Genomic DNA, 20369 nt, shown 5'->3' with positions numbered 1-20369 from the left:
TCGATTTTCTTTAGTCCATCCAATTCAATTGACTGGATTACTTTTTGTCGTAAATCATAACTGTACGAATTTGACATTTTGCCTTTGACTCCTATATTCTCCCTTTACTCTACGTCCTATTTCACTTGGCGGCAGCTATATTAGGCTAGATTGTGTTCGCTAGCATTTCGGCGTAGGGGGTTTGGTGTAAATGAGCCTTGCCAATGGAACCAAATAGATCCAGCTTGTCAATGATTACCTCCTGCATCGCGGAAATCGCTTCACCTGCAATTTCTAATAAATCCTTAGGACTATCCCCACAGATTTCGAGTTTGAGTGCTTGCATATAGGCTTGGCGCACTTCCGTATTGACATTAAACTTACAGACTCCCAACTGAATCGATCGCTGAATCATTTCCGCAGGCAAACCTGAAGCACCATGCAACACAAGGGGAATATCGATCAGGCTACGGATTTTTTCGAGACGGTCAAAATCAAGACGGGGTGGGCTTTTGTATTCTCCATGCACATTGCCGATGGTAACGGCTAGGGCATCGACCTGAGTTTGATGGACAAATTCTAAGGCTTGGATCGGGTCGGTCATTTTGGCTTCTTTTTCCGCGATCGTCAGCCCATCTTCAGTGCCGCTTATTCTGCCAATTTCCGCTTCTACTACTGCCTTAAACTTATGGGAGAGCATGGTCATCTCTCGCGTAAATTTTAAATTCTCTGGATAGGTCATGGGCGAACCGTCCGCCATAATCGAACGAATCCCTGCATCCAGTGCTAAACGAATATCCGCCGCTGAGGTGCTGTGATCAAGATGGATAGAAATGGGAACGGTTGCCGATTTTGCAGATTCAATGCAGAGTCTGACTAAGGGAAGTTTGCCATATTTGAGAGCGCTAGGATGTAATTGCAACATCGCAGGACTACGGCTGATTTCGGCAGCATTCACTACGGCTTTTACGCCTTCTAAGTTATAGACATTGAATGCTCCGATCGCATAGGCATTACGACGTGCAGTTTCTAGAAGTTCCCTAGTCGAACTCAACATGATGGTTAAAAAATAGATTGTTAGTCATCATACCAAAGAAGAAAACGGCTAAGCCGTTTTCTTCTCGCGTTGCAATTGCTCAAACCCCAATTGTTTAAAAAGGCTTGCTTCGCAAGCCTTTTTAAACAATTGGGGTTTGAGCGCTTAGCGCTGTTTATTCTTGTCTTAAATTTGTGGGCTGTCCCCAAATAATCTTTTCGTGGGTATAGACGACCATTCCCGGCTTTGCACCCTTGGGCTTGAAGACATATTTTGGAATCGTGCAAACCACAGGAACTTGATCACTTTGACGGGCGCGACTGTAGTAGGCGGCATAATTGGCGGCAACTTGGAGATCTTGATCATCGGCGATCGCTCCCGCAGGTAGGCGCAGTAGGACATGACTGCCAGAGATCTCTTGGGCATGGAGCCAAAGATCATATTCCCCTGCGATGCGGAAAGAAATCAAATCATTTTGATAATTATTACGACCTACCCAAACCTCAAAACCATTGGGAGTCGTGAATCGATGGCAATCGGGAATCTCTTCTTGCTTACTTCTATTACTTTTATTACCTTTATTTTTACCACCTTTGCCGTTACCTCCCTTACTTATATTTTTAGGGCGGAGGGCATACTCCGCCGTGATCTTGAGATAGCCCTGCTGAGCGAGTTCGGCACGAATTTCCTGTAAAGCCGAAAGTTCATTCTGTTCCAATAAACTAACAGCCGTTGCGACCTGTTCGAGATAGGCGATTTCCTGTTGGACAGCTTCTAGTAATGGCGCGATCGCGAGGGCGGCTCGCTTTTGTTTTTGATGCTTTCTATAAAAGGATTGAGCATTCTGGGCAGCGTTTTGAGTAGGATCGAGAGGAATGGTGATTAATTTTTCGGAATGGAAGTCAGATAAAGATATTTTCTTCATTCCCACTTCCCAAAGATGCAAATGCGCCATTAATAAATCAGCTTGATCTTTAAATTCATCGGCTTTTGTCGATAGCTGTAAACGCCCTAGAAATTCCGTTTCTTTTATATTCAACTTCCCTAGTTGATGGTGAATTGCTTGGCTAATTTGCTGGTGGAGTTGCTGAAAAGCAATTTGTCCTGTTTGTTGCGAATAGTAGCGATCGCAAAAATCATTAACAGATAGCAAGGCTATACCCTCATCCCCCAGCCCCTTCTCACATGAAGGGAGAAGGGGAGTAAGATTTCTATTCTTGTTCCCCTCTCCCTCCTTGGGAGAGGGGCTAGGGGTGAGGGTATAGCCTTTTTCTTCTAAATGAGGAAAAAACTGCTTCTGGTAAAGACAACTCAACCAAATGTGCCAAGCCTTAAACAAAGACTCCCATTCATTACTGGTCAAATCCGCAACATTTTTATCGCTATTCACCTCAGCGATCGCCAGTAGCGATCGCACGAGGGAAGAACTTACGCCGCGATAATTGCTGACTAAGTTGCGCTTAATTTCTTTGGGAATCAAAATTAAGCGATCGCGCCATGCGTCAAAGGATTCATCGAGATTAGGAATTGCTTCGAGCAGTGCGGGTGGTAATTCATAGCGATCGCCTGTCTGAATGGGACGCACTCGCGATTGCTTGCTACTGACTTGGTGGGCGGCGGTGACGATTTCACCCTCTGCATTTACTAAAATCGCATTGCTATATTTGCCCATCACTTCCAAATACAAATGCCACTGCACATCGTCATCGGGACGTTTGGCAAATTGCAAATCCACTACACGCTCCCAAGGGCTAGTTAATTGCACCGAAACAAGAGCATAGCCTGCTACTTGATGCAAAATTTGTTGGCTAAAGGTGAAGGTATCGGGCTGCTTGGGTGGCGGCGCACTGAGATGTAACCTCGCCGCCTGTGGATGCCACGATAATAACAACCATTGCTTTTTATCTAAAGTTCTTAATTGTAAATGGATGGTGTGGCGATCACTTTGATGTACCTGCTCTAACCTCGCAGGCACACAAGCTGTATTTAGCTCATGGGTTAACGCCACAAGTGTTGTCAGATCCGCAGGTTGCATTAGTCTAAATCTCGTCTTGTTCTTCTCATACCAAAAGTAAAAATGGCATAGCCCTTTTTACTTTGCAAAAACCTTATACCAAATTAAGAAATAGCTACGTTATTTCTTAATTTAAAAAACCTTACTGGATTTGGTTTTTAATTCACAAAAGTGTTGGCACACTTTCATAAATTGGTATTACTAGGTTCAGTTTTTTATTTATAGCTGTTGCCATTCTTGTTAGGACACAAAACCAGAAGACGAGTTGCGGAGCTTCGCGCCCTCACTCGCTTCTTAGGTTTTGATTTGTCCTAAAACAAGTGACCTCAACTATACAAAAGTGTAGTCACACCTTCGTAAATTAGTCTCAAAACACAGAGTGGGCGCAATGCGCCCACTCTATATTAATAAACAAAAGGGGCGCTAAGCGCCCCTTTTGTTATTTATCAGGATCAAGGCGTGGTCGAATTTGCTCCGCTTCGGGACAATCATCGGATACCAACAGGTCACTAGATGACATTCCTGTTTTGGTGAACGATGATAGTCTCTGCGTTACCGCGCCAATACTTTCCAATCTGACCATTTCTTCCCAAGAGCAAACTTCTTCTTCGTCCTCCGTCTCGTAACGAATTGTTACTACGTCTCCTTCAATATCTAGTATTTTGGCTCTTTCTAGCCAACGTCCCTGATCCCTCAGGTAAATCCAAACATCGCTCTTGGCTTCACAAAGTTGATATATTTTGCGATGTAGCATTCGCTTATGTCCTCAGGGTTACATAATTTTTAAGGTTAGAGCATACCTCAAAAGGTAATAAAAACTAACCCTTACTATTGTAAACGACTACACCAGCTTTTACTCCCTTCCTAGAGAATAATTAGAAATGCGGCTAAGCCGTATTTCTAATTATTCTCTAGCAACCCCTAGCGTTGCTCTTTAAATTGGAGGACAACACGGCGATTAAAGGCGTTATCGGTAACATTATTATTTTTGCGTAATGGCTGTAACCAAGACAGAGCCTCAAAAACCACCTTATAATTACTATCTAAACCGCGATCGCGTAAAAATCTGACCACCTCATTCGCTCTTGCTTGCGATAGATCGAGATTGTAGTCATAGTCCCCTGTCTTGTCCGTATGACCACTGACTTGAATAAGCCCGCGTCGCCCTTGAATTTTTGTCCAGAAACTATCAATTTTGCTTTCCTCCGTAGGTATCAGTTGCGCGTCATCGGAGGGAAAAAAGATCGTGACTTCTAGGTCAGGATTAGCGATCGGCAAAATAGAAGTCTTAATCTTGTCACTACTATCAACTGTTTGTTTAGGGAGGCTATTGGAGTTAAGGCTATTAGTAGAGTTACTTTTAACAACACTAACGCCAACATTACTGCTAATAGTATTAGGATTAATTTTAATATTTACTTTGGCGGAAATCTCAAATAAATTATTGAGAGAAATATTTTCAAGGCGATCGCTAATTGGATTTACCACATTATTGATTTTAGGATCTGATTGTTTGTTAACAGCATCTTTTTGAGAGATGATAAGAGGAAAATTAGGCGTTTCTTTTGGCTCACTAGAAATTGAATTAGGGCGCTCATTGCCTACTTGATTAGACTTGCTATCTATATTGCCAGACAAATTATTAGATGACTTAACAATATTGCTAGTTGATTTATTGGCAGTAATATTAGTTTTAATATTATTGTCTTTGTCAACATTGTTTTTATCAATGGATTTATTGCTGTTATTTTGAGAGTTATTAGGGTTATCAGTATTAACGTTAGTACTATTGCTTTGGGAATTAGGTGCTAATCGAGAATTAGTTGGATTACCTGAGTTAATTAGATTATTTGAATTATCTATGGGCTTAACTTCACTGTCTTTTTCTTTATTCGTGGTTAATGGATTTAATAGGCGATTATTATCCGATCGCTGAATTAACACCGCAAAGGCGATCATCGTTCCCATAAAAGCCGCTCCCACAAATAAAGCCGCTAACCACTTCCACGAATAAGCGGGTGGTAATTCGGTGGCTTCCACCTCTGTTCCCGATTGCTTTCGCAGATTAGTCAATAGCTCGGCATTACGGCTTTCTTTGGCTTGAATCTCAAAGGCAAATAAATTTTTTTTAGGCAAAGGCGCGATCGCTAATGTGCCATCTAATCTCACGGGTTGCCGAATCCGCTGGTTGTCAACTTCTAGCTCAAACCACTGGGCATCAGCTTTCATCGCAAAGTCAATTTTGGCAGGTAACCCATTGCGGTAGGTTTTAACCAAATTACCTGCATCATCGTAAATTGTGCCACTCGCGGCAACAATTTGATTGTCATTGACTACTTCTGCAAAAATTTGGGTGAGATTACCCATTTCACTAGCAATTTTGTAATCCCAAAGATCGATCGCTAATCCCGTATCAAAATCATCGAGTTCTTGTAATTGATAGCGATCAACATCCTTGCCAATGCCAATCAAAATCAATTTCAAATAGTTTCTTTTACCCGCCGCAATCTCTAGAGCTAAGTCCTTTGTATATTGCTTAACCTTTTCCAAATCATCAATTCTGCCATCGGTCAAGAAGATATACATTCCCCGTTCCGCTTGGCGATATTGTTCGACAAAGTAGGCGATCGCGGGTAAGAGCTTTGTAGTTTTGCCTAATTGAAATGTCGAGGGGCCAGCGATCGCCAGATTTTGGCAATTCGCCGCATCAAATTCTCCTAAAACTTGAATTTCATCTCCCTTACCACAGCCCCAATAAATTAGCGAAGTTTTGCCGATGCCATCCAAGCTACCTGCTAGATAAGCCGTGAAATCCTGCACCAAGGGCTGCAAAATATTTTCGGTGTAGTTAACCTCATAACCCCGTTCTTGGATTTCCGCAAAAGCCTCCCGCTCGATCTTTCGGATTGGCTCCCCATCTTCCATATAAGAGCGTAACTTTCCCTGCTTAATATAATCGGTCAGTAGTTCAGGATCGACCCTTGCTTCCACTTTACGTCCATAGGCTCGCTTCATAGAAGCACTCGCATCTAGGGCTAAGCCCGTTCGCCATCCCTCCGCAAATCGCCCCTGTGGTTCCATCGCGATCGTCAAGCTCACCTGACAGGCTGTGTCGTCATGCAGCACATTTACTTCGCCAAACTCGGCTGCCACCAAATTAGCTGGCATCTGACAACCTTTAGATGCAATCTCTTTTGTCAGATTTTGTTCTAAAAAGTCTTGGTCTAAATTAGTCTCAGATTTACCGTCTTGGAGCATGGCTTTTTCTCATGAATATATCATCAATCATCAAGAGAAAGTGCTGCTAAGCAGCACTTTCTCTTGATGATGCCGATTTTTTAGAACTATACAAAATCAACAACATCTTTCCACTGTTCTGATTGATGATCCGATGGATTAATCAATGGAACTTCGGCTTGATTGGGTAAGGCTTCGGTAATATCCTGTGTGACATTTCCGCCCGAAAACTCAAGCGTGAAAGCCGTTGAACCCACAGGCAGTTTAAATCGCATGAGAGCAGGTACACCGAAATTGTACTCTTCGCAAACGGTTCCTACTTGATTGAGAATCCGCCCATAATGGGTAACAATTGTTTCTGCTGAGACGAATTCCTTAAAAATCTGTTCCAAAATCTGGATGTCGTCGGCAACTTGATAATCCCAAAGATCGATCTCTCTCCCTGCGGCATCTTTAACAAAACTGCCTTCAAACATATTGTCTAGTTCTTCTAATTGCTTCTCATCGATTTCTTTACCGACACCGATAAGCAACAATTTGATAAATGGCTTGATGTTATCGGCAATTTCTAGCGCGTATTTAAAGCAAAATTCTTTGACATCTTCGAGATCTTCAATAATGCCATCGGTGATGATCAGGCAGATCCCCGCAGGTTGCTTGACCCCGATCGCTGGTGCATCTTTATACTTATTAATGAAATATTGTAAAGGTGGGAGCAGCTTAGTGCCAGTTCCCCAAGGGATTTTAGGTCCTTTGATCGGTAGTTGCTCAATGTCTTCGCCACCAAAGCTGCCTAAGTCTTCGATCAATTCGCCTGCTGCACCACAAGCCCAATTGATTAGGTCAACCTTGCCTGTAGCCGCAAAGTTAGCTAGATATTTGACCATGACTCTAGTTACAGGCTCAACAACATTTTGAGTTACGGCGGCACTTGCAAAGAAACTGCTGACGACTCCACTAATTCCATACATTTTTTTCATGGATGCCGAACCATCCAAGGCTAAGCCAACTCTTGCGCCTTCAATGTCTGGAACCATCAGAATAGTTGCAACAATGTCAATTTCTCCATTGTTTTGCGGATAAACATTGACTTCACCAAAGGGTTGAACGACACTTTTTAACTGCATACTCGGACTCTCTGATATTTCACACCCAAATAGTAACGTATAGCGATCGCTAAGTAGCTAAAGGTCAAAAACCTTTGGCGCACTCTGGGCGTGCGCCAAAGGTTTTTAACTCAATAGAAAAGGATAATATAAGTAATTTTACAATTATGTAAAATTTCCACTTAATCCAATATTTGTATGCAAAAATAGCCGAATCATTCCGAAGATATGGCTTTAGAGACATACAGTGAAATAAGAAACCAAATTTTTGATGGCGCGGCTTCGCCGCGCCATCAAAAATCTGGTTCCTTATGAAATCCCAGACCCCTTATTCCTATCTGTATCTGCATTTTATTAGAGGTTAGGTTATGCTTCGCCCAACTTTCCGATCGCTTTTTGTTTGCTCTCTAGCTATTTTGGGAAATAGCTCGGCTTTTGATAGCGCTGTGTTTGCTCAGATCGTCCCAGATCAAAGCACAGCAACAGAGGTCAGAGGCAATGCGATCGCTCCAGTCGGTGCGGGTACTGTGAATGGGAGTAATCTCTACAATAGTTTTGATAAGTTTAACGTTCCCAATTCTGGCGTAGTTTTTAATACTGGCAATTCTTCGGTTGATGGTAGCAAAATCAATAACATCATCAATCGCGTTACGGGTGATACTCCTTCGCAAATATTAGGAACTATCGAGAGTCGTGTGGCTTTTCCTAATGCGAATTTGTTTCTAATGAATCCCAATGGGGTTGTTTTTGGGAAGGATGCAAGGTTAGATATCGGTGGTTCTTTTAATGTTTCTACAGGAACAAGTTTAGGTTTTGCGGGCGATCGCAAATTTAGTGTTGATAAGGCGGCTCTGGATTTTCCTAGTGGTAATCCCCAAAACATTCAATTTGCGGTTTCTCAACCTGCGGCGATTATTAATCAGGGCAATTTATCGGTTGATGCTGGTAAGAGTATTTCGTTTACGGCGGGTGCGATTGTTAATTCGGGGGTTTTGACTGCGCCTAGTGGTAATGTAGCTTTGACTTCGGTTGCTGGTGGGTCAGTGGTGGATCTGCGATCGCCTGAACTAGTGCTGGGGCTAAGTGTGGTCAAAAATGCTGTGCCGTCGGATTGGAATGGTAGTATTACGACTTTGCCGAAGTTGGCGGAGTTATTGACGGGTAAAGCTCAGCAAGGCGATCGCGTGGTGGTTAAGCCTGATGGTTCTCTAGCGATCGTGGTTTCTCCTGCTTCTAATGATGTTCCTGTGACAAATGGAACTACGGTTGTTTCGGGAGTTATTAATGTTAGTTCTGTTAATACCGATGGTGGCAAGGTTGGAATTTTTGGCGATCGCGTGGCTGTTGTTAATTCTCTAATTAGCGCAACTGGGATTAATGGAGGAACGGTCTTAATTGGTGGTGATTTGCAAGGGAAAGGGATTGTTCCTAATGCTCAGTTTACTTATTTTGATAATAAGTCTGTTGTTGATGTGAGTGCTTTGCAAAATGGGAATGGCGGTAAGGCGATCGTTTGGGGCGATATTACTACGCAATTTCTAGGATCTATTCTTAGCAAGGGTGGATCTTTAATCGGTGATGGCGGCTTTGTGGAAGTCTCAGGTAAAGAGAATTTGCTCTATCGCGGTAATGTTGATACTTCGGCAATTAATGGAAACTTTGGGACTCTATTACTCGATCCTACTAACATTACAATCGTTGCTACGGGCGCAGCAGATAATATCCAATTGTCGGCAGGAGTCCCCACTGCTGGCGATCCTGCTTTTGCAATTTTCTTTAATGATTTAAGTACAAACAATTTTACGATTGACAATACAGTTCTGAATGCTGCTACTTCCAATATTATTTTGCAAGCTCGCAATGATATTAACGTCAATGCGCCTGTAAGTGTTGCGGCAGCTAATATCAGTTTCACGGCTCAGGCTGGAAATAATATCAATGTCAATCAGAATATTACAACTAATCGCGGAAACATCTCCTTATTGGCTAATAATGGCGCAACCGCCACAGGTATAGGTTCGGTTATATTTGCGGGAAATAACATTGCCACCAATGGCGGAAACTTTACAGCTTCAGGATTTGGACTTAGCCGTACAGGCAGCATTAGCATTAATACTTCTTCAACTACAGGCGGTAATAGTGGCAACATTGATGTAAATGTCACTGGTGCAATTAATGTAGATTCTTCCCTTCTATTTACTGGTATAAATTCGGGATTTACAGGGAATTCTGGATCTATCACTTTAACAGCATTAGGGAATATTCAAGCTAGTGCTTTACAAGCTGCCGAGGCTGTAGGAGGAACCGTAATCAATGGTGGTAATGTGACCGTTGATGCAGGTGGAAATATCACCATTGGCACACTTGGATCGATCGCTACTCGCAGTACATTAGGGGGCAAGGCTGGAGATGTATTAATCAAAAGTGGCGGCTCGATTACGGCTTTAGGAACTACAGGGATTAATACTAGTGTGATCGGTAGTTCTGTTGGTGGTAGTCAAGCAGGAAATGTTACTTTTCAAGCAGGAACGACAATTAATACTGATGCCGCGATCGCCACTTCGATCAACAGCAATACCGTTACTGGCAACGCAGGAAATATTACCTTTACCGCAGGTGGAAATATATCTGCTACTGGTGATTTACTACCTGTGAATTTAGGTGTTGGAAATGCTGGCAAGGTAGATATCACTAGCAATAATGACAGTATTACGCTAGGAAATGTGGCTGTAGGATCAATCTTCGCAAATAGTGGCAACGTGACACTTAAGGCTTTGAATAATATTACGGCTAATTACATTCTCAGCCTTGGTAATACCAAAGGTGGTGATATTTCTCTAACTTCCACTAATGGATCTACACAAATCCTATTAACTGTTCCTAATAGTCTCTCTGGAATTACTCTTGCGCCTTGTAATGGCTACACTATCTGCTCAGCCGCAACTAATGGAACTGGCGGTAATATTAATATTTCTGGGGGTGGTAATTTTAACATCGTCAATTCGTCAAATTTATTTACCAATGGAGGAAATATTACGATAGCTGCTGGTAGTATTACTACGTCTTCAGCGCTAATAACGTTGAATAGTATCTCCACAACAGGCGGTGGGACAATTGATATCACTGCAACGGGAGATATTAATGTACCAGTTAATGTGCAATTTAACAATTATGTTGGTACTGGCGGTACTGGTAATAGTGGTGATGTATTTATCAAATCAACTAATGGAAATATTACTCTTGGCAACATCAATGCAGGGCTATCAAATTTTGGTTCTAGCCGTAGTATTAATCTCAATGCTGCTGGTAATATCACTTTTCAAGGCTTTCAATCATCTACGAGTGTGGGGAATTCCGCAAATCTATCTGTAACTGCTGGAAATAATATTACTTCCACTGGACAGTTTATTTTTACGAGTGCTTTAGGAACTACGGGTAATTCTGGTAATGTGCAGTTTACAAGTACTAGTGGCAATATCACGGCTGGAAATATTGTTGCAGGAATTTCTGCTTTAAATAGCTCTGGAAATACGGGTAATATCACGATCTCGGCTTCAGGTAATATTCAACTGGCAACGGCTGATTCGGGTATTTCGGAATCAACGGCAACGGGCAGTACTGGGAAAATTAGTATTACCAGTGGGAATGGAACGATTAATGCGGGGAATGTAACTTCTGGTGTGGTGGTTGGTAATAGCAATGGTAATGATACTACTATCTCCGCTAAAGGTGCAGTTACTTTACTCAATGTCGGTACTGGTAGCATTTTAGGTACTGGATCGGGTGGAAATTTAGTAATTACGGGCGATTCAATTAGTGCTGGTGCATTAGGGGCTGGCTCGACAGGGGGGGCAAGTGGCAAAATTAAGCTTACAGCTAATAATAATATTAGTGCAGATTTCTTGCTCAATCTGGGTAAGACTGGAGGTGGTGATGTTTCTATTACTTCTACTAATGGAACAATTAGCATTAATTCCACTGTTCCTAATGATGGAAATCTAGTTCCTTGTGTTGGTTCTAGTATTTGCACGGCAGTAACAGGAGGCTCAAGCATCACTGGCGGCAATATTACAATTAATGGCAATTTTACGAATAATGCTGGAGCAGTAATATTTTTAGCTAATCAAAACATTATTACAGGCAATATTGCAACAAGAGGGAATCCAATTACCCTTACCAGTAATACTGGATTAATTAACACTTCCGCAGGAACTCTTAATTCTTCTGGTGTTGGTTTTAATGGTAATGGTGGTGCGGTTAAACTCCAAGCATTAGGAAATATCACCACTGCTAGTATCTCTTCCGTTGCGGGGGGATCTGATGGTGGATTGATATCGTTAATTTCTTCTGGTGCGATTGATACTTCTTTAGGCTCTTTGCTAAGTAAATCGACTAACAATGGTAATGGTGGCAATATCATTTATCAAGCTGTTGGGAATATCACTACTGGCAGCGTCTCTTCAGGTGATTTTGGATTTGGAGGAAGTATATCCTTAACTACCACCACAGGTAATATTAAAACTGGTAGCATTCTATCCAATTTAAACAATCTCAATGGTAATGGGGCATTAACTTTAACTGCAACAAATGGTTCTATTGATACGCTTCTAGGTTCAATTACTACCACGGGTGCAACATTTTTAGCCAATCAAAATATCGTTGTAGGCAATATTACAACAGGAGGGAATCCGATTACGCTTACCAGTAATGCAGGATTAATTAATACTTCAGCAGGAACTCTTAATTCTTCTGGTGTTGGTTTTAATGGTAATGGTGGTGCGGTTAAACTCCAAGCATTAGGAAATATCACCACTGCTAGTATCTCTTCAGTTGCGGGGGGATCTGATGGTGGATTGATATCCTTAATTTCTTCTGGTGCGATCGATACTTCTTTAGGCTCTTTGCTAAGTAAAACGACTAATAATGGCAATGGTGGCAACATCATTTATCAAGCTGTTGGGAATATCACTACTGGCAGCGTCTCTTCAGGTGATTTTGGATTTGGAGGAAGCATATCCTTAACTACCACCACAGGTAATATCAAAACTGGTAATATTCTATCCAATTTAAATATTATCAATATCAATGAAGCTGTATCTCTAAATGCTACAAACGGTTCTATTGATACGCTTTTAGGTTCAGTTACTGGTGCGGGTGTAAAATTCCTAGCTAATCAAAATATCTTTACAAGCAACATTACAACATCGGGAAATCCAATTACTCTTACCAGTAATGCAGGATTAATTAATACTTTAGCAGGAACTCTTGATTCTTCTCGTCTTGGCGCTAATGGTAATGGTGGTGCTATTCAACTCCAAGCATTAGGTAATATCACCACTGCTAGTATCTCTTCGGCTGCGGCGAATAATGATGGTGGATTGATATCTTTAATTTCTTCTAACGGAGCGATTGATACTTCTTTAGGCTCTTTGTTAAGTAAATCGAATAGTAACGGCAGTGGTGGCAACATCACTTATCAAGCTGTTGGTAATATCACTACTGGCAGCGTCTCTTCAGGTGATTTTGGATTTGGAGGAAGTATATCCTTAACTACCACCACAGGTAATATTAAAACTGGTAGCATTCTATCCAATTTAAACAATCTCAATGGTAATGGGGCATTAACTTTAACTGCAACAAATGGTTCTATTGATACGCTTCTAGGTTCAATTACTACCACGGGTGCAACATTTTTAGCCAATCAAAATATCGTTGTAGGCAATATTACAACAGGAGGGAATCCGATTACGCTTACCAGTAATGCAGGATTAATTAATACTTCAGCAGGAACTCTTAATTCTTCTGGTGTTGGTTTTAATGGTAATGGTGGTGCGGTTAAACTCCAAGCATTAGGAAATATCACCACTGCTAGTATCTCTTCAGTTGCGGGGGGATCTGATGGTGGATTGATATCCTTAATTTCTTCTGGTGCGATCGATACTTCTTTAGGCTCTTTGCTAAGTAAAACGACTAATAATGGCAATGGTGGCAACATCATTTATCAAGCTGTTGGGAATATCACTACTGGCAGCGTCTCTTCAGGTGATTTTGGATTTGGAGGAAGCATATCCTTAACTACCACCACAGGTAATATCAAAACTGGTAATATTCTATCCAATTTAAATATTATCAATATCAATGAAGCTGTATCTCTAAATGCTACAAACGGTTCTATTGATACGCTTTTAGGTTCAGTTACTGGTGCGGGTGTAAAATTCCTAGCTAATCAAAATATCTTTACAAGCAACATTACAACATCGGGAAATCCAATTACTCTTACCAGTAATGCAGGATTAATTAATACTTTAGCAGGAACTCTTGATTCTTCTCGTCTTGGCGCTAATGGTAATGGTGGTGCTATTCAACTCCAAGCATTAGGTAATATCACCACTGCTAGTATCTCTTCGGCTGCGGCGAATAATGATGGTGGATTGATATCTTTAATTTCTTCTAACGGAGCGATTGATACTTCTTTAGGCTCTTTGTTAAGTAAATCGAATAGTAACGGCAGTGGTGGCAACATCACTTATCAAGCTGTTGGTAATATCACTACTGGCAGCGTCTCTTCAGGTGATTTTGGATTTGGAGGACGTATAACTTTAACCAATACCTTAGGAAATATCAAAACTGGTAATATCTCATCGAATATAAATGGCAATGGTGGAGAGATATTTCTAACCTCAACCAGTGGAGCAATAGACCTTCAAAATGCAATCATTGATAATAGACAGAATTTAGTTATTAAGACTGATACAGGGGCTGTAACACTTGGCTCAATTGGACAAACTATTCCAATTGTCTCTCTAACAGTTAACGCAGGTAGTATTTTGGCGAATCAAGCGATCGCTGCAAATAGTATCTCATTTACCACCACAGGAAATATTACTGTTAACAAGATTCAATCCAACTTATTAACCACAAATTCAGGAGATATCATTCTCAATAGTGGCGGCGCTCTCTTTCTCAATGGCAACTTAGACACATCTAGCACATCAGGCACATCAGGCTTAATCTCTCTCACCGCCGCACGGGATATCTTTGCTAATGGTGCAATTATTCTTGATGGCAGAGTTTTAGGCGGCAACGACTCCAAAGCCATTACCGTCATTAGTCAAAATGGCAATATTACAGGTTCAGGATTACTAGATGTCTTTACTTCGGCTCGTAATGCAGGCAACGTCACCTTCCAAGCCGCTAATAGTGTTCTATTCCGTGATATTAAAACCGATGGCAGTAGTGGTACTGGCGGTAATGTCACCATTACGGCTACCACTGGCAACATTACAGGAAATAGCGTCTTTGCTATATCTCAGGGATCTAGCACAGGTTCTGGAAATGTTACCCTCACTGCTGGTGGCGATATTGCGATTAAACAAATTAACAGCAATACCCAAAATGGCAAAGCAGGAGATATTACTGTTAAAACGGCTCTGAGTCGTGGCATTAATGGGCTGACGAGTATTCAAGCTAATAGCATCACAGGGCAAGGTGGCAATATCACCCTTGAGAGTGGTAGCACTTTACCTAATGCTGGTTTAAATATCTTGGCAGGAGGCGCGATCGCGGGTAGTACGATTGACCTCCGCACCGCATCACTTCTGATTGGCGGTAACTTAATCATTGACTCCGCTAATAGCGATATTCTCTTAGGAGAAACTAGTGTCCAGCCCTTCAATTTTGAAATTAGAAATGCGCGAAATGTTACCTTTAGCCAGCGTTTAGTTGCTGAAAAAGTAGACATTACAAATACAGGGATCTTGAAATTTACCGATGCTAACACTTTAATTACAGCACCCACATTTCAACAGCAGAACGCTAGCGAAGTTCAGTTAACGGGAGAAATTCGCGGAACTACGATTATCTTCAATAGTCCTGTAGTGCTTACAGGAAATGCGATCCTAACTGCTTCTGATTCGGGTCTCACTCAAGGTGCGATCGCTTTTAATTCCACTCTCAAAGGTGGCGGTCGTGACCTCAAACTCAGCACCAATGAAATTGATTTTGGTAATAATGTATCGGGCATCAATGCTCTCACCCTTGCCCCTAGCAGTGCCACTGTAAATATTCAACTAGGTGGAACTACTAATGTCGCAGGTACATTCACGCTGACAGAAACTGACTTAATCAATGTTCAAGCGGGTGGATTAGGTTCCCTAATTATTGGCGGCGATTTTGGCGCACAGATTAGTATTGTTTCCCCAATTCCTACCTTCTTGCAGAAGACCATTATTCAAGCTGATGGATTTGGCAGCACTGGACTCATCTCTCAGGGAAGTATCATCGCCTCGGCTCCTGTGAGTGCCAATGGCAGCGACACCATCTCATTTATCGCTAGTCAGAATGTCAATATTAACGATGTGACTAATACGGGTAAAGATATTATCGTCACTAGCACCAATGCCAATGTCATCACAGGTAATCTAACTACTACATCCACCAGTGCTGCCTCTGGCAATGTTATCGTTACTGCTAGTAAGGGTAGCGTTAGTGTTAATAGCATTGTCACCCAGTCTGCCAATGACAAAGCGGGTGATATTACTATCCAAGCTGCAAATGGGATTCAAATAGACAAAGCAACAGCCGATTCAACTTCTACAGGTAATTCTGGCTCAATTTTTATCGCCAGTACCAATGGTGATATACAGGCTTATGATCTTTCCTCAAGTGCTGTAAATAGTGGAGGTCAAATTTCTGTTAGCAGTAGTAATGGTAATATTGCAGTTGGAGAAGTTACAACATTCAGCAGCAATGGTAAGGCTGGAGATATAACCATTCAATCTCAAGGAAATTTTTCTTTTCTAGTTAGAAAACCACCTAATGCTCCGCTAGGAACAATAACAGCAGTAGTTGGCACTAACAACGGTAATATCTCAATCATTAGTAATACAGGTTCCATTGATGCCTATGGTGGAGGTACAGCTATAAGCTCTAGTTATTCTAGCATTTTTGCAAATGGCAATGATTCTTCTGGTTCCATTAATATTCAAGCTCCCAATGGTAATGTAACATTTGATGGTTTATACACGCTTACAACAACAGATACGGCGGGTAATGTCTCAGTTCAAGCGCGAGGAGACATCAATATTATCTCGGTAATTCAAACAGGTTCAAGATCTGGAAATGCAGGCAGTATTTCTGTCACCAGTACAAATGGCAGTATCCTTGCTTCTAATCCTGCTGATCCTGGTTTTATTGAAGCAACTTCTACTAATGGTAATTCGGGAAATATTACCTTCACTGCGCCTAGGAATATTACCGTTGATGACCTACAAGCACAAACAACAACAGGGAACGCAGGAAATATTAGCTTAAATGCTGGTGGTGCTATTCAATTTGGTTCGATCAATTCGCGCATTCGCCAAACTGGATTAGGGAAAGCAGGAGATATTAATTTACAAGCCGTTGGCAATATCACCAGCACAAGCAGTACGAATATTGATGGTCAAGACTATGCAATTGTTGTGGCAAACTTCAGTAATGGCAATGGCGGTAATGTCTCTCTAACTAGCACTAACGGTTCGATCAATGTTAGTTCTGGACAGATAAATACCGCAACTAGTAATGGCACTGCGGGTAGCGTTAACTTCAAAGCCGCAGGAGATATCATCACTGGTGCAGGTACAACACCAAATCCCGCAGTAGCTACTTTCATCAATACAGGTGGCACTGGCACACCAAACTCAATCACCTTTACTAGCAGCAATGGTGCAATTAATACTAGTGCTGGAGATATCGATGCAGGTGGCGGCGCAATTACTTTCACAGCTAGAAACAACATCACCACATCAGGCGTATTTTCCAGAGCCTTAAATGGAGGTTCGATTAACTTAGAAAGTAAATCGGGAGCGATCAATACCACCGCAGGCGACTTAACAACATCAACCGATCCTCTGTCAATCATCAGCACTGGCACTGGCGGCACTATTAATTTACTGGCGAGAGGCAACATCACCACAAGCGGTGTATTTGCAACTGGAAGCAATGGCAATATCACAATTGAGAGTCAGAATGCTGGTATTAATACCAGCCTCAACGATCTAGCTAGCTCTGGCAGTAACACTAATATTACGCTTAAGGCTCCACAGGATATTGTCACAAGGTCTATCTTTGCCCAAGGCGATGGCTCTAACATTACTATTAGCAGTGGCGGTAATGTCGATTTAAGTGCAGGATTTATTCAAACTGGAATCGATGCATCCCAAACTGGCAGTGGCGGCGCTCTCATCATTAAGTCAGCAGGTAATATTTTAGCAGGGACGCTCAATACACCCAACCTCTCAAGCACACTTGGTAATGCAGGATCGGTATCCCTAACCAGTGACACAGGCGCGATCGCATTCACAGGAATTAGTGCGCGGCGAGCTAATGGCGATGGCAATGGTGGCGCAATTAACATTCAAGCCAATGGCAACATAACCTCCACAGGAGTTGCCTCCCTTGCAGGCGCACCATCAATCTATAGCTTGATTTCAGGGGTATTTGGTAGATTTAGCGGTAATGGTGGCGCGATTACATTGACCAGTACTACAGGCTCTATTGATACGCGATCGGGAGCGATCGGTACTAGTTCTCAAATAGGAGATGGCGGCAATATATCTCTTGGTAGTCCATTAGGGACGATTACTACAGGAGGGATAGAAGCTACTGGCAATATTTCGGGTAGTTCGACCCTTTTAGCTAGAGATGCGATCGCTGTTTTCGGTGACATCAATACAAGTTCAAATATCTCCAATGGCGGACTAATTTCACTTACTAGCCGAACAGGAGCAGTTTCTGTCACAGGAAATCTGACCACTTCAGCTACTGGTGCTGCTGGTAAAGTCATCGTAGATGCGCTTACCCAAATCGATGTAGGAAAAGTTAATACAAGTAGTAGCTTTGGTAATGGTGGTGATGTAATCCTTGACCCGATCGGTAACGTCACATTTACAAGCATTAACTCAACTGGAAATACTACCGTAGGCGGCAGTGGTGGCAACATTAATATCGTCTCTACAGGCGGCAATGTCTTGGGAACAGGTGTGGTGACCTTTGCAACAGGCGATCCTTGCGTTGGCGCAACTATCTGTACCAATGGGGTAGGAACAGTTTCGATTCAGCATGGTATTACTTCTCCCTTCGACCTCAATACATTTTTAGTCGGTAGTGCAACCACTAATGGAACTTTAGGGACAATTATTGCAGGCGGTTCTACTATATTAAGCTTTCAAGGCATTCCCAATGGTGCAGGATTCTTTACTCAGGGTAATGTCTCTATTACTCCCGGAGGAGGAATATTTATTCCACCTTCTATTCCTATCCCTCCTTCTGCTCCTATTCCTCCCTCAATCCCTCTTTCTCCTACTCCTACCTCCACGCCAACGGGTAATGGGACATTTATTAATCCCATCATTATCACTTCAACTCCTCCCGTAGTTGTTGCAGGGAGCCGACCTCCCGCCGTAGATATCAATGACATAGCTAAGCGTTCTGCTGGAGAATATCTTGCTTTGGGTCGCTTTGAAGATGCTTTTAATGAGATGGAGAAAGGCAAAATCTCTGAGTTTGAGAATTATTTGGGCGAAACCTTGACTTTCCAAGTCAAAACCCTCGAACAGATCCAACAGGAACTAGACGATATTTCTAATCGCTCTGGTAGTATAACTACGGTAGTCTATCCAATCATTTTAAGCGATCGCCTAGAGCTACTCATCATCCCCCCTAAGGGCAAGGGCAAGCCCTTCCGTGAGTTTGTAAATGCGGCAAAGGAAAGCGCGATTAGTCCAGTAATTCAAGATTTTGCGAATAATATCCGCGATGTCGCTTCCCAAGACTATCTCGAGCAATCCCAAAAACTCTATGACTGGTTAGTTCGTCCCTATAGTGATCGCTTGGCAACCATCAATAGCAATGCGAAACCTGATACCCAACTTAATCCTAAGCAAAATGCTAAACCGAATATTAGCGATAAACTTGTTCCCAGTAATGCCGAAGCACCTCAAGAGAAGTTACCGCCAACTTTAGTATTTGTCATGGATGGCGGCTTGCGGGTCATTCCCATTGCGGCTCTCCATGATGGCAAGCAGTTCTTAATTGAGAAATATGCTCTGGCAAATCTTCCCTATTTACGGGTTACTCGTCTAGAAACACGCGATCGCCGCCTTAACAATGTACTAGCAATGGGCTTAACTGAGTCGGTGCAAGGTTTTTCGGCTTTGCCTTCCGTGAAGGTTGAGGTTAGTACGATCAGTTCTCAAGTATTAGGTGGCGATAGTTATTTAGATAAAGATTTTACTATTGAAAATCTCCAATCAAAAAGAAGACAGGGTAATTTTGCGGTTTTACACCTTGCCACCCATGCCAAGTTTTTGAGTAACGAAGCTCAAGGTGCTTTTATCCAATTCTGGAACGAGCGTCTATCCATAGACCGTATTCCGAGTTTGCGCTTTGATAGTCCCTTGATTGAGATGCTTACTCTCAGTGCTTGCCAAACTGCGGTCGGGCAGAATCTCGGCTTGGGTGGTTTGTCCGTGAGTTCAGGAGCCAAGAGTGTGTTAGCTTCGCTCTGGGAGGTGTCGGATACGGGTACTGCGCCTTTGATGATTCAGTTTTATAATAGTTTCCCTGAAAACATTACTAAGGCGATCGCCCTTCAGCGTTCTCAAATTGAGATCCTACAAGGCAAGGTCACAATCAAGGATGGCAAAATCTTTGGGCTTCCTAAGTTACCCACGGTTCCTCTTTCTCAAGTTTTTGCTGGTGAAGTTGATATTAAACATCCCTACTTCTGGTCTTCCTTTATCCTCATTGGCAATTGGCTATAAAACCCAATAAGAGAAGGGCGGCGCTTTTCTCTTATTGGGTTTTAGCCCAAAAGAATTGCGAAGTACTAGAAGTTAGCTATAGCTAGTCTTGTGAGAACACAAAACCCAAGAAGCGAGAGGCGGCGCTTTGCGCCGCCTCTCGCTTCTTGGGTTTTAATTTGTCCTTATGCAAGTAACTACAGCTATAAAACTTA

6 protein-coding genes are annotated in these 20369 nt (G+C 42.2%); 1 reads left to right on the top strand and 5 read right to left on the bottom strand.

Going from position 1 to position 20369, the window contains the following annotated elements; all coding sequences use genetic code 11:
• Positions 1-145: 145 nt before the first annotated feature.
• The 5 genes from H6F42_RS06460 to H6F42_RS06440 form a co-directional block, all read right to left on the bottom strand.
• Positions 146-1036 (bottom strand): class II fructose-bisphosphate aldolase, encoded by an 891-nt coding sequence (locus H6F42_RS06460; protein WP_190398535.1) that lies wholly within the window; start codon positions 1034-1036, stop codon positions 146-148.
• Positions 1037-1190: 154 nt separating this feature from the next.
• Positions 1191-3050: an NFACT RNA binding domain-containing protein gene (locus tag H6F42_RS06455; RefSeq protein WP_190398534.1), complete on the bottom strand. Its 1860-nt coding sequence runs from the start codon at positions 3048-3050 to the stop codon at positions 1191-1193.
• A gap of 418 nt (positions 3051-3468) precedes the next feature.
• The gene (locus tag H6F42_RS06450) at positions 3469-3783 is read right to left on the bottom strand and encodes a DUF6679 family protein (protein WP_190398533.1); all 315 of its coding nucleotides are present in this window, start codon (positions 3781-3783) and stop codon (positions 3469-3471) included.
• Between the two features lie 167 nt (positions 3784-3950).
• Positions 3951-6287, bottom strand: coding sequence for an OmpA family protein (locus H6F42_RS06445; protein ID WP_190398532.1), 2337 nt, complete (start codon positions 6285-6287; stop codon positions 3951-3953).
• A gap of 86 nt (positions 6288-6373) precedes the next feature.
• Complete coding sequence (locus H6F42_RS06440) at positions 6374-7393, bottom strand: VWA domain-containing protein (RefSeq protein ID WP_199288932.1); 1020 nt, start codon at positions 7391-7393, stop codon at positions 6374-6376.
• 347 nt (positions 7394-7740) lie between these two features.
• On the opposite strand from H6F42_RS06440, the gene H6F42_RS06435 reads away from it, so the two are divergent.
• Positions 7741-20175 (top strand): CHAT domain-containing protein, encoded by a 12435-nt coding sequence (locus H6F42_RS06435; protein WP_190398531.1) that lies wholly within the window; start codon positions 7741-7743, stop codon positions 20173-20175.
• The last annotated feature ends 194 nt before the right edge of the window (positions 20176-20369 follow it).

Origin of the sequence: Pseudanabaena sp. FACHB-1998 (genome assembly GCF_014696355.1) — a bacterium.
Taxonomy (GTDB): Bacteria; Cyanobacteriota; Cyanobacteriia; order Pseudanabaenales; family Pseudanabaenaceae; genus Pseudanabaena.
Note: the sequence above shows the minus strand (reverse complement) of the source record. Positions and strands in the feature narration are given on the sequence as shown.